This window comes from Kiloniella litopenaei (assembly GCF_000982415.1).
GTDB classification, from domain to species: domain Bacteria; phylum Pseudomonadota; class Alphaproteobacteria; order Kiloniellales; family Kiloniellaceae; genus Kiloniella; species Kiloniella litopenaei.
Genome location: NZ_LANI01000030.1, coordinates 1 through 11,976, shown reverse-complemented (window position 1 = coordinate 11,976; position 11,976 = coordinate 1). Strand labels below are relative to the sequence as shown.

General features: G+C 44.2%; 12 protein-coding genes. 4 read left to right on the top strand and 8 right to left on the bottom strand.

Features of this window, described 5'->3' with window-relative positions:
* Positions 1–11: 11 nt before the first annotated feature.
* Together WH95_RS17645 and WH95_RS17640 are read left to right on the top strand one after the other, a co-directional pair.
* Entirely contained in the window at positions 12–440 is a 429-nt protein-coding gene (locus WH95_RS17645; RefSeq protein WP_046509678.1) for a universal stress protein, read from the top strand.
* Positions 441–706: 266 nt separating this feature from the next.
* Positions 707–1,108, top strand: a complete 402-nt coding sequence (locus tag WH95_RS17640; RefSeq protein WP_204247831.1) for a DoxX family protein — start codon at positions 707–709, stop codon at positions 1,106–1,108.
* A 75-nt stretch (positions 1,109–1,183) separates the two neighbouring features.
* Here WH95_RS17640 and WH95_RS17635 read toward each other — a convergent pair whose 3' ends face one another.
* Positions 1,184–2,350, bottom strand: a complete 1,167-nt coding sequence (locus WH95_RS17635; protein ID WP_281174853.1) for a multidrug effflux MFS transporter — start codon at positions 2,348–2,350, stop codon at positions 1,184–1,186.
* Between the two features lie 137 nt (positions 2,351–2,487).
* Positions 2,488–3,408 carry a LysR family transcriptional regulator gene (locus WH95_RS17630; RefSeq protein ID WP_046509676.1) on the bottom strand — a complete coding sequence of 307 codons (921 nt, stop codon included), beginning with the start codon at positions 3,406–3,408 and terminating at the stop codon, positions 2,488–2,490.
* Positions 3,409–3,536: 128 nt separating this feature from the next.
* Between WH95_RS17630 and betC the strand changes: the two genes are divergently transcribed.
* Both betC and WH95_RS17620 read left to right on the top strand, forming a co-directional pair.
* Positions 3,537–5,060, top strand: coding sequence for a choline-sulfatase (gene betC / locus WH95_RS17625; RefSeq protein ID WP_046509674.1), 1,524 nt, complete (start codon positions 3,537–3,539; stop codon positions 5,058–5,060).
* Positions 5,061–5,250: 190 nt separating this feature from the next.
* Complete coding sequence (locus WH95_RS17620) at positions 5,251–6,150, top strand: ATP-binding response regulator (RefSeq protein ID WP_046509673.1); 900 nt, start codon at positions 5,251–5,253, stop codon at positions 6,148–6,150.
* A gap of 61 nt (positions 6,151–6,211) precedes the next feature.
* Here WH95_RS17620 and WH95_RS17615 read toward each other — a convergent pair whose 3' ends face one another.
* From WH95_RS17615 to WH95_RS17590, 6 genes are all read right to left on the bottom strand, one after another.
* Positions 6,212–7,402: a PP2C family protein-serine/threonine phosphatase gene (locus WH95_RS17615; protein ID WP_052742126.1), complete on the bottom strand. Its 1,191-nt coding sequence runs from the start codon at positions 7,400–7,402 to the stop codon at positions 6,212–6,214.
* 74 nt (positions 7,403–7,476) lie between these two features.
* The gene (locus WH95_RS17610; RefSeq protein WP_052742125.1) at positions 7,477–7,785 is read right to left on the bottom strand and encodes an STAS domain-containing protein; all 309 of its coding nucleotides are present in this window, start codon (positions 7,783–7,785) and stop codon (positions 7,477–7,479) included.
* 63 nt (positions 7,786–7,848) lie between these two features.
* On the bottom strand, positions 7,849–9,054 hold the full coding sequence (locus WH95_RS17605) for a methyl-accepting chemotaxis protein (protein WP_046509672.1): 1,206 nt from the start codon (positions 9,052–9,054) through the stop codon (positions 7,849–7,851).
* A gap of 48 nt (positions 9,055–9,102) precedes the next feature.
* Entirely contained in the window at positions 9,103–10,200 is a 1,098-nt protein-coding gene (locus WH95_RS17600; RefSeq protein WP_281174850.1) for a protein-glutamate methylesterase/protein-glutamine glutaminase, read from the bottom strand.
* Entirely contained in the window at positions 10,184–10,861 is a 678-nt protein-coding gene (locus WH95_RS17595) for a chemoreceptor glutamine deamidase CheD (protein ID WP_113772047.1), read from the bottom strand. Before WH95_RS17595 ends, WH95_RS17600 begins: the two co-directional genes overlap by 17 nt.
* A 1-nt stretch (position 10,862) precedes the next feature.
* Complete coding sequence (locus WH95_RS17590) at positions 10,863–11,774, bottom strand: CheR family methyltransferase (protein WP_082114224.1); 912 nt, start codon at positions 11,772–11,774, stop codon at positions 10,863–10,865.
* Positions 11,775–11,976: the final 202 nt, after the last annotated feature.

The window sequence follows — 11,976 nt, the reverse complement described above, 5'->3', positions numbered from 1 at the left end:
GGAGATATTGAATGTTTAAACATATCCTGTTGGCCGTTGATCTGGACCAGAAAGACAGCTGGGGCAAGGCACTTCCAACCAGTGTTGAATATGCCAAGGCTTTTGGATCAACACTTCATATCATGACGGTTGTCCCCAACTTTGGGAGCAGTATCGTAAGCTCTTTTTTTCCAAAGGATCATGAAGAGCAGATGATGGAAGGGGCAAACAAAGCCCTGCACAAGTTTGTCGATGACAACATTCCCGAGGGAATCAAGGTTCAACACATTATCGGACACGGAAATGCCTATGAAGAGATTCTACGTATTTCCGAAGAGATAACCGCAGATGTTATCATCATGGGTGCACATCGTCCGCGGATGGAAGATTATCTCTTGGGGCCAAACGCTGCGCGGGTTGTCCGTCACGCAAAATGTTCTGTTTTGGTTGTTCGGGATTAACGGCGAATAAGTTTTTCTAGCAAGGTAAAGAGCAGGCCCGATCATGAAAATGGTCGGGCCTGTTTTGTCTTTATAGATGAGGATTATGCGGAAGCTATTGAAAAGATGGATCTTCTTTTGCTGTTGTGTCATCATATTTGAAAGTCTTTTCTTGCTTGCAGCAAAAAATCACAAGAATAGACAGGGCAATAGAACTGATAAGTAGAGCATTTTTATCTTTGATAGAATATGCGCTGAGAGCGTGAAAACGCTTGGGGGATAAATAGATGGGCATTCTTCATAATTCGTCACTTGGACTATTTCTTCTTCGCCTTGGTCTGGGCGGTATGATGATCTTGCATGGTATTCACAAGCTGGGAAACCCGGGATCAATTCAATTCATCGGCGGTAAGTTGGCTTCTTTGGGTTTGCCAGAGTTTATGGCTTATGGTGTGTTCGTTGGGGAAGTGATCGCACCACTTCTGATCATCGCTGGATTTTATTCTCGGCTGGGTTCTTTGCTGGTCGCGATTAATATGATTTTTGCAATGGTGCTGGTTCACAGTCACCAACTGATGCTTTTGAATAATCAAGGAGGCTGGCAACTGGAACTTCAAGGCTTCTTCCTGGTGACGGCCTTGGCGCTTCTTTTTACGGGGAGCGGACGCTTTGCAATTAAACCTGATTAAGTAAACGGGACTAGAACTTAAACCCCGGGTTAAAAGATAAAGCAGTGCACAGTGGCTTTGTGCACTGCTTTATTGCTAAGTGAGCTGTGTTTCTGGCTGTCTTTCAACCCAGAGCATAATGCCCAGGGAAATGAGGCCGAGAATGGCAAAGGAATAGACTAAGGGCAAAACAGTGGTGTCATAGTTTTGTCCAATAGTGATTCCAATTGCCATACAGATATAGGTTGTCAGAGAACCGACAACGGCGGACCCGAGACCGGCAAGTTTACCGAGAGGTTCCATGGCGAGAGTATTGAAATTCCCGAAGAGAATACCAATGCAAAAGAAGCTAAGCATCATGTAGATCATAAACAACCACAGTTGTGGTTGTCCTGAAGCCAGAGTTGCCGGGATCAGAAACAGGATAGCAAGAATAGTCATGATAATCAGTGCAATTTTTGATAGCTTTCTCATACCAAATCGCATGACCAGATTGGCATTGGTCAGGGAAGCTGCACCAATAGAAAGTGACAAGATCGCAAAGTAGAGCGGGAAAAGGTCTGTAATGTTGTATATATCCTGAAAGATTTGCTGTGCGCTGGTGAGGTACCCAATAAAGGCCCCGAAAATAATACCTGCTGCAAGGGTGTAGCCAAGCGATTGTTTGTTGGTAAGGATCATTTTCAGGCCGCTCCAGAAGTGCCCGATGCTTAAGGGAATTCTGTTTTCCTGTGATAGCGTTTCTGGTTGTCTGCCTGCAAACCAGACCAGAACGATACTTGCGAGTAGGAAAAAGCTATAGAATATTGCCTGCCAATCAAAGAGTATCATAATTGACTGGCCCAGTGCGGGTGCAATTGTTGGCACAATAATAAAGACGGCCATGATAAAGGACATGATACGCGCCATGGCTCGGCCTTCGAATTGATCCCGAACAAGGGCAACCGAAATAGTTCTGGGGCCAGAAGCACCAACACCCTGTAGTAACCTTCCCAATAGCATTAGGTTAAAGTCGCTTGCGGTTGCGGAAATAATCGACCCTATAATAAAAATGATTAACCCACAGTAGATAACAGGCTTTCGGCCAATACTGTCAGACCAGGGGCCAAAGAAAATCTGTCCTGTAGCCAATCCTAAAAATATGATGCCGATCACAAGCTGGACATCATTTGGGTTTGTAACTGCGAGATCCTGCCCCATTAAAGGCAATGCTGGCATAATGGCGTCGATGGATAGAGCGACCAATGACATCAAAAAAGCCATAAGTGCTATGAATTCCCCTGAACTAAGGGGTGTTTGGGGGCGAATAAATGACATGGGACTCTCAAAAAAGAATAAAAATATACCCTTTCATATAAGAGTTCTTATAAAGTGGGGCAAGTCGGACTGTTTTATATTGATTATGAATTGCGCGATGCGTGATCTTTGATCCAGGCAAAGACTTTTTTTACGTGGGTTGAGGCATCTTCCCTGTGTTCAAGGCTGTAAGATCGATCACTTCGTACTGATTGTGGCCAAGCGATCACTAACTCTTTTTCGGCAATTTGCTCTTCGATCAATCCTTTCCAGCCAAGGGCAAGACCTTGGCTTCTAATGGCAGCCTGAATAACCAGGCTATAATTACTGAGGCCGATAGAGGTTGCTTGAGTTGATTTTTTGACACCTTGTAATTCCAGCCAACTGCTCCAGTTGTGCCAGCTTGCGTCTGGGGATGCTGTTAAATCAAGTAAGGGTTGGTTTCCAATGTCCGAAGCTTTCAAAAAAGGGCCGTGCTTTTCTAGAAACCGAGGGCTGCAAATTGCAAACACTTCTTCTTCAAAAAGAATATGATTCCGCCTGTCGGTGTGGGGTGCTGTTTTAAGAGAGATAATGATATCGCTTTGAAAAGACAGCGGGTTGTCAGGTGTTTGTGATGTAAAGACCTGTATGTCTATATCATTTAGATCGTTTCGAAGGTCGGCCAACCTGGGAACCAGCCAGTGGCTTGCGAAAGCAAAATCAGTACTGATGCGCACTTGTTTTACTGATTTTCTTTTTTCAATATCTTTGAAAATACCATGAAAAGTTTGAAAGATCTCTTGGGTCGATTCAAAGAGGGCTTTACCCGTCGGTGTTAATTTTACACCGCGATTTTGGCGTAAAAAAAGAGGCTCGCCAACAAAGGTTTCAAGGCGTTTAATTTTTTGGCTAAGGGCTGGTTGGGTGATTTTGAGCTGTTCCGCTGCTTTTGTCAGGCTTCCAAGTCTGCTTGCGGCATTAAAGGCATGTAGCTCAGCTATATGGGTGTGCAGCTTGTTGTCTAAATTATTTATGGCGGCCATATGGAAACGCAATCTACACAAGGAAATCTATTTCTTTTATAATTTTGATCGTAATTTTTGTTATGTCTTGCGGTCAATCGATTTTTTAATATCGCGACTGATCGCTTCTTAGGTAGGGGATTAAGGAAATGGCGTCACAACCAAATATTTTGATCATCATGGTTGATCAGTTAAACGGTACCTTATTTCCGGATGGACCTGCTGATTTTCTGCATGCTCCTCACCTAAAGGATTTAGCGAAAAAATCGGTACGCTTTCAAAATAACTATACCGCAAGCCCGCTTTGTGCGCCGGGACGTGCTTCGTTTATGGCAGGGCAGTTACCTTCGCGAACCAGAGTTTACGATAACGCAGCTGAATATGCATCAGATATTCCAACCTATGCGCATCACTTGCGACGAGCAGGGTATTATACTTGCTTGAGTGGAAAGATGCATTTTGTTGGACCCGATCAGCTTCATGGTTTTGAAGATCGCCTGACAACAGATATCTATCCGGCTGACTTTGGATGGACACCAGACTATAGAAAACCAGGGGAGCGAATTGACTGGTGGTATCATAATCTGGGCTCTGTGACCGAAGCCGGGGTAGCTGAAATAAGTAATCAGATGGAATACGATGACGAAGTCGCGTTTCATGCGCAGCAAAAGTTGTATCAACTTGCCCGTGAACAGGGTGATGAAAAACGTCCCTGGTGTTTGACCGTCAGTTTTACGCATCCGCATGATCCCTATGTTGCCCGTAGAGAGTTCTGGGACCTTTATGAAGATTGTGAGCATCTGGAACCGTCGGTTCATCAAATTTCTTTTGATGATCAGGATCCGCATTCTCAACGTATATATTTGGCGAATGACTATGAGAATTTTGACATCAAGCCCGAGAATGTAAGGCGATCACGCCAAGCATATTTTGCGAACATATCTTATCTTGATCATAAGGTCGGCGAACTTGTTGGTGTCCTGGATCGTTGTCGTATGCGCGATGACACCGTCATCGTTTTCTGTTCTGACCATGGGGATATGTTGGGTGAGCGCGGACTATGGTTCAAGATGAATTTCTTTGAGGGCTCGGCGCGTGTTCCACTGATGATTTCCGTTCCTAACGGTGACAGAAGATTGGTGCGCGACCCAGTTTCAAATCTTGACGTTGTTCCGACACTTGCTGATCTGGCCGGCGTTGACTTGAGCCAAGTTGAACCCTGGACAGATGGTGAAAGCCTGATTAGCTTGATGCAAGGCGGCCAGCGGACGAGCCCGGTTTACATGGAGTATGCGGCCGAAGGTTCTTATGCTCCCTTGGTTTCTATCCGTGAAGGAAAGTATAAATTCACGCACTGTGAACTGGATCCTCCGCAACTCTTTGATCTGGAATCTGACCCTCATGAACTGAATAATTTGGCCGAGGATGAAAATTTATCTGAACTGGTTGAAGAGTTTATGGCAAAGGTCAGAAACAGATGGGACATGTCTTTGTTTGATGCACAGGTACGTGAAAGCCAAGCTCGTCGTTGGGTTGTTTATGAGGCCTTGCGAAATGGGGGGTATTTCCCTTGGGATTTTCAGCCCCTGCAAAAAGCGTCAGAAAGATACATGCGAAATCACATGGATCTTAATGTTCTAGAGGAAGGCGCGCGTTATCCTCGCGGCGAATAAGGCTCTTGTCATTGCTCTTTGGGGTGGTTGGTAAAACCGCGATTTTTACAGGGCGTATTGCGGTTTGCCCTTCGTTGAAGGGTGTCAATTATAGGTAGTTCATCTTTATGGTTTGTTTATACTCTGAAGGGTATAGTGGTTGACAGTTTTTCACTATTGCCGATGATCGTACAGGGATCAGGGGGAATTAATGAACTCCAAAGAGCCGCGGGTACTTTTGATAGAGCCGGACGAAACCGTTCGAGCACAGATTACCAATTTTTTGACAGATAAAAATTTTGATGTGATCTGTTCTCTTGATCCGGACGCCATTTTATTTGATGACGATTTAAAAGCTGATCCTATTGGATTAATTCTGATTTCCGATGAATATGATCGGGATCTATTATCAGCCTCATCCCTTGTTCTTGGTGCTTCAAGAAAGTTACCTCAGCAAATTCCAACCGTCGTCATGACAGAAATAGATAGCCGAAAATCACCTTTGGAGGTCGTTGTTCATAATTGGTTCCATACGATTAAAAAGCCGTGTGATTTAGATATTTTATATTCTGTAACCTGTGCAGCGGTTAATCAATTTAATCATGTACGTGCGTTGTTAAATGAAATAGAAACCCGAAGCTCGGCAATTGGTTTGATTACATCGGGTACTTTTGAGTTTCAGACTGTCGAAGAGGCTCGAAATTTAACGACTATGCTCAGCTTAGCGTGCCCAGGTGCCGATGGTATTGTCATTGGGTTAAACGAGCTTCTTCAAAATGCGGTTGAACACGGAAATCTTGAAATTGGCTATAACTTAAAAACAGAGTTGCTAGAGACAGGTCGTTTGTACGATGAAATTCAAAATCGTATTAAGCTAGAGCCATTTAACACAAGATATGTAAGGGTAAGCTACACGCGTAATGATGATGAAATCGTTTTTATCGTTGAAGATGAGGGCAAGGGATTCAATTGGCGGAAGTATTTGACGATTGATGATGAGCGGATCCGTTCAAGCCATGGGCGGGGTATTGCTATGGCCAAGATGATGGTTTTTAGTGAGCTTACGTATAACGACAAGGGTAATAGAGTGACTGCCCGGATTGCTCTTTAATTCAGAACTAAGCCCAATTTTGATATTTAGATGTGCTTAAAAGAAATTCTGTGGGTCGCTGTTATAGATAATCAAAACAAATAGCTGTTAGGTCATCCCGTAATTCATGACCACCTTTTTCAAAAAAAGTCGCAATAAGTTGGTCGAGTAATTGGGGATTTGCTGTTCCCTCTGTAAGCTCTTTTACCAAGTTTATTAAGGCTTCACCTTCCAGATATGTATCGTTTCTCAGTTTTGTTTCAATAAGGGCATCACTGAACGAAAGCAGGAAGTGATCTTTTGTAAAGGGAACAGTTTGAAGAGGGTAGGTTGCCGTTTTGCTAATCCCAAGTGGCAGGCCGGTTGTATCAAGATAGTTTAAGCTTTCAGGATTCTGCCAAACACCGTAAATAGGCGGAGGAGATGCTGCTCCAGCATAGTTTAAGGTTTGGTTTTGAGGAGAGATCAGGCCCAAAATCATTGTTGCATACTGTCCGGTTGGCAGCATATCGCACAGGCTCTGATTTATATTTGAAAGTAACTGATCTGGTTGTTGCCATGCTTCTCCGACATTAAATAAAAGGGTGTGTAATCGAATGGTGTTCAGGGCCGATACAACGCCGTGTCCGGAAAAATCAGCGACGAAAAAACCTATTGATCCATCATTTAAAGCGTGGGCACCCCAAAAATCCCCACCGAGTTCCGATGAAGGTTCGCACATGGATGTGATTTTAATGCCTGTTTGCTTACGAATTTGGTTGAGATGCTCACCGGATGGTAACAAATTTTGTTGAACGTCTTTTGCCGTCGCTAACTCATCTGCCACTCTGGATCTGTATTTTTCCCGGTTTTCAGTAAGAACCAGGCTCTCTAGATGAAGCGTTGTCCGTATTACCAGCTCCAGAGCATTAACAGGCTTTGTCACAAGATCACTTGCCCCGGCGGCAAAGGCTTTAAGTCGTTCCTCGTTGTCATGCATAGCTGTTTGTACAAGGATCGGGATGGTGGCGGTTTTTTCCATTTCTCGAACCAGGCGACAAACCTCCATACCATCCATTAGTGGCATCATTAGATCGAGAATAATAATATCGGGGGGATCTGCGGTTATTTTAGCCATAGCATCCTGGCCATTTTCAGCCTGTTCTATGTTTTTAAAGCCCGCCTTGTGTAAAATAATTCTCATGACATCACGCAAAGACTTTACGTCATCAACAACCAGAATTTTCCGGTTTTCCAGCTGTTCGAAAGGAATGTCATTTGCGTTATGAGTCATAGTGCATCCACGCTTGATCTAGCTTGTTTATAGTGGCTATCTAAACGATAAAAATTGGTTGAAACCTCTATGTTTTAATCCGTTATGATGGGAACAATGGTTTCAAGCTTTGCAAGAGTGAACATTTTTTGAACCTTTTCTCGCGGATTGCTTATAGAGAACTTCCACCCTTCTTCACCGGACCTTTCATTCGCGACAAGAAACATTCCTAAACCAGCAGAATCAATATATTCCACTTCCTGCAGGTCCAGCTGAATGGATCGAGCACCTGTTTTGACTGCTTCGTCAATCATGTCTCTGAAAATGGGGTGATCGGTAAAGGTAAATTCACCAGCCATTTTACACTTTAGGAGGGGCCCGTCCGATGTAAATGTATAGTCCATTTAGTAGTGTCCTTTCCCTGATATCGTCAGGCTATTGATCCGAGTTATGATCAGCCTTCTACACTAAAATAGTTCTATGTCGTCTTCGTCCTCTTGCGAGGAATCGTTTCCCTCAGAGCTTGAAGCTTCTGTATTTGTGGGATCTTCTTCGTCATAAAGTGCGTGCATGATGAAGCGTTCGCGCATCTCTCCCAGATGAAATCCATTGATAAGTTGGTTGAGCCACTCTCTATCAAGTTCGGGGGTTATTTCTTCACCGACTTGCTCTTCGGTTTTTGCTTTCATTTCCTCACCAGCTTCTGACAAGATTTTCAAAGCGTCCAGGATATTGCCCAGTCGTTGACTTGTCCGATCTTGGAACTGGATGCCTGTTATCATTTCCGATACCTGGCGCGTCATGTTATCTGAATTACTTGCAGAATTCTGGATGGTCTGACTGAAAGATTCGTTGCGCTCAATAAGGCAAGTCATAATTTCTTCTATCCGTTCTTTGGCCATGATGTTTTCGGTCATGTCAATAGAGGTAACTTCTTTCAGGTTCCCCTGACTATCGGATAGAGACTGGGAAACATCGGATATTTCCTGTCGAATTTGCCCTGAAAGATCATTAATGGAGTTTGATAGTTCTCTCACGCCATCTGCAACAACCGAAAAGCCCGCCCCGGCTTCTCCGGCACGCATCGCTTCTATTTTTGCATTTAGAGCGAGTAAGTTTGTTTGTTTGGTTACTGTCTCAATATCAGTAACCCTAGCTTGAACCTTTTCAACGTTACCAAGCAGATCTTCCATTGCATAGGCCATAGACATACCGTGTTTTGAGACATGTAATATTTGCTCTACGACTGTGCTGATAGATCCTTCCATGACATGAAGAATATCTGTCAGGGTTATTTCCTGATCGTCAACAACCACTGTACTGGCAGATTCTATTATTGATTTCAGGTCGTCTGCTTGCCTTTGGGAAAAGCTAGCGAGCTTTTGGAAGTTTGTTGATAGTTCTTCTGTGGATGTTTCAACAAGCTCGCTTGCAACTTCGACTTCTTTGGTGAGTGCTTTAAAGGTCCTTTTTTGGACATCGGACAAGCCGACCCACAGGGTGAGTAAATCATGCATACCCTCATGGCTTCCGACAGGTGGGCTCCCAGGGATTACGGGTAAACTGTGATCTTCTGGTGTAGCCTCTTGATCCTCTGTCGCCCCTAGTTCAGACTCATCCATGGTCTCATCCTCAGCGGCGTCATAGATATTTGGTTGTGCTACCATAGCCATAAAAATCTCCTTAGGGTGCGAGGTATGACCCTCACGTTGCGTGGTGTCCTATACTCGGATATGCCTGTCTTTTGCTGCCCCGCAGGCTGTTAACATGGTTTCTGCCATTTTGTTCAAGGGGACCTGTTGTTCAACTGCACCTATTTCGTAGGCTGCTTTGGGCATGCCATAAACAACACAGGAAATTTCATCTTGCCCAAAAGTCTTTGCGCCAATTTTTCGTAACTCGAGCATGCCAGCTGCACCATCTTTGCCCATGCCTGTCAGAATGACGCCGATGGCATTTTTTCCTGCTGCTTCACAGGTGGAATTGAATAAAACGTCAACAGATGGTTTGTGCCCTGACACCGCTTCTTCATCTGTCAGCTGACAAAGATAATTTGCACCAGAACGGTGGAGCTTTAGATGTTTACCCCCCGGAGCAATGTAAACGTGTCCAGGTAGTACTCTTTCCCCGTGTTTGGCCTCGCTGACGGAAACTGCAGATATTTTGTCCAAACGGTCGGCAAAGGTTTTGGTGAATTTTTCCGGCATGTGTTGTGTCACCAGAACCGCAGGGCTATTTGCTGGTAAGTTTTTAATCACAACACGCAGCGCCTCAACGCCTCCAGTTGAAGCACCGATGACGATAACCTTTTCAGTCGTGGAGAAGGTGATGTTTGATAAAATAGATGAATCATGCTGAGAGTCGGACTGCCGCTCGAGGGTTTTGACTCTTGCCAGTGCCGCGTTTTTCACTTTGTGAATAAGTTCTTCAGCACGACTTTCAATACCGCGTTTCATATCCAGTTTGGGTTTCGGGAAAAAGTCAACAGCGCCTAGTTCCAGTGCATTAAGTGTTGCTTCGGCCCCTTGCTGTGTTAGCGAGGAAACCATGACCACCGGCATAGGGCGAAGTGTCATGATTTTTTCCAGGAAAGATAAGCCATCCATTTTTGGCATCTCAATGTCCAAAGTGATCACATCGGGGAGTAGTTGTTTGATCATCTGGCGCGCTTGATAGGGATCGGTTGCAGTGCCAACAACTTTGATTGATGGATCCTGAGATAAAAGGGCTGACAAGAGCTCTCTCATAAGGGCTGAATCGTCAACAATGAGGACTTTTATTGGGGTCAAAACAACTTCCTGCTCAAAATAATTCGACACTGCCTTCGATTTCCTGATGATCAAGGTTAGAGCGGAGTTTGCGTTCGCTCATAACAACTTCTTCATCAAATGCATGTGGTAACAACTTCATTTTTACGATCCCGGTTTTAGGGAAGAATATAATTTTTCGGGCCTGTGTACCGCCGAGATGCTGTGATGAGGGGGCGAGGTGTTCATTTTTTAAATAGCGTTCAACAAACTGGACATTTTTCTCACCAACGAGGTTGGATGAATTTAGAACATGTCCCCCGCCAAAAAGCTTTATTTCCAAACGATTTTTTGCACCACCCATAGCGAGAACATCGTTGAGTAAGGTTTCCATAGCATGGTTGCCATATCGCATAGCTGCACTACTTCCGCCCCATTTTCCTGTACCACTTTCCGGCAGCATGAAATGATTCATCCCTCCTACTCCTAGCGCGGTGTCTCGAATACAAGCACTCACACACGAGCCTAGGGTTGTTATAAGCATTTCATCATGTCGAGAGGTGACATAGTGCGTTCCTGGTAATATCTTGACGGCGTAATGCTTGAACTGTGGATCGAAGAACCTTTTGGGTTCTCCTTCGTGCGGATGCTTTAGATCAGTGTCGTCAGAGTAGAAGTGATCAGGAACCTTTTCTTGTGGGGGTATGCTTTTAATATCGGTCATATCTAGCATTTTATCCGTTCCTGTCCTGACGCTGATAAATTGTTTTTCCAATGAGTTTTAGGTTTGTTTCGCTGGAAAGACTCTCGGAATGTCCAATATAAAGCCAGCTATCTGGCCTCAGCATATTTGCATAACGTTGCCCAAGAGAAATTTTTGTAGGTTGATCAAAATAGATCATGACATTTCGGCAAAAAATAATATCGAATGGCCCTTTCATCGGCCATTTTTCGAGCAAGTTAAGCTGTTTGAATGTAATGAGATCACGTAAGTCTGCGGTCATTTTGATTTGGGTGTCTGACAAATTCTGGGTGTATTTTTTTCTAAACTTGTCTGGCATGCTTTCGGTTGATTTGGTGTTGTAGATTCCGTTCATTCCGGTTTGAAGCATGCCTGTATCAAGGTCTGTGGCTAAAATTTTAATATCGATTGGGGCGGTTTTTTTTAAAAGCTCGTTCATGACAATCGCGATTGAATAGGGCTCTTCCCCAGAAGAACATCCCGCTGACCAAAGTCGTAATCGCCGTTTCTCACCTCTGTCGGACTGTTTTTGTGTGATCGCGTGGCAAGCGTTGAAGAGGTGTTTAAAGTGGTGAGGTTCTCTAAAAAATTTGGTTAGATTTGTTGTTATTGCATTTATCAACATGCCCGTTTCATCAGCACTCTCAGCGCTATCGAGAAAGGCTAGGTATTCTTTGAACGAATGCATTCCCAAGGTTCTTAATCGTCTGGCAAGGCGGCCGTAAACCATGTTTTTCTTATTGTCTTTTAGGACGATGCCAGTTCGTTCGTAAACCATACTGGTTAACGTTTTGAATTCTTTGTCAGTGAAGGGGAATTCACGTTCATGGCTTTCACCTGGGACCTCTGGTGCAGAAGTTCCTGATGAACACGTATCAGATGAAGCGAGTGCGGATGAAATCATCTGTCGAACCTTTTATCTGTCCATGGAACCAAAACGAAATACCTTCTCATTTTTTGATTCAGAATTCAGACCAGTCGTCATCATCTTCGATGGCAACGGTTGTTGTTGGCTTTAGGGCGGTAATCTTTTTTTGCTTGGCCTGTGGTTTAGGAGCTGCTGCCTGAGATAGCTTTTTGACCTCTTTGGGTTTTGCAGAGCTAAC

What these genes read in the sequence shown, in the direction of transcription:
- WH95_RS17645 (WP_046509678.1), top strand. Translation starts at nt 12, where the DNA reads ATGTTTAAACATATCCTGTTGGCCGTTGATCTGGACCAGAAAGACAGC.
- WH95_RS17640 (WP_204247831.1), top strand. Translation starts at nt 707, where the DNA reads ATGGGCATTCTTCATAATTCGTCACTTGGACTATTTCTTCTTCGCCTT.
- WH95_RS17635 (WP_281174853.1), bottom strand. Translation starts at nt 2,350, where the DNA reads ATGGCTTTTTTGATGTCATTGGTCGCTCTATCCATCGACGCCATTATG.
- WH95_RS17630 (WP_046509676.1), bottom strand. Translation starts at nt 3,408, where the DNA reads ATGGCCGCCATAAATAATTTAGACAACAAGCTGCACACCCATATAGCT.
- betC (WP_046509674.1), top strand. Translation starts at nt 3,537, where the DNA reads ATGGCGTCACAACCAAATATTTTGATCATCATGGTTGATCAGTTAAAC.
- WH95_RS17620 (WP_046509673.1), top strand. Translation starts at nt 5,251, where the DNA reads ATGAACTCCAAAGAGCCGCGGGTACTTTTGATAGAGCCGGACGAAACC.
- WH95_RS17615 (WP_052742126.1), bottom strand. Translation starts at nt 7,402, where the DNA reads ATGACTCATAACGCAAATGACATTCCTTTCGAACAGCTGGAAAACCGG.
- WH95_RS17610 (WP_052742125.1), bottom strand. Translation starts at nt 7,785, where the DNA reads ATGGACTATACATTTACATCGGACGGGCCCCTCCTAAAGTGTAAAATG.
- WH95_RS17605 (WP_046509672.1), bottom strand. Translation starts at nt 9,054, where the DNA reads ATGGCTATGGTAGCACAACCAAATATCTATGACGCCGCTGAGGATGAG.
- WH95_RS17595 (WP_113772047.1), bottom strand. Translation starts at nt 10,861, where the DNA reads ATGCTAGATATGACCGATATTAAAAGCATACCCCCACAAGAAAAGGTT.
- WH95_RS17590 (WP_082114224.1), bottom strand. Translation starts at nt 11,774, where the DNA reads ATGATTTCATCCGCACTCGCTTCATCTGATACGTGTTCATCAGGAACT.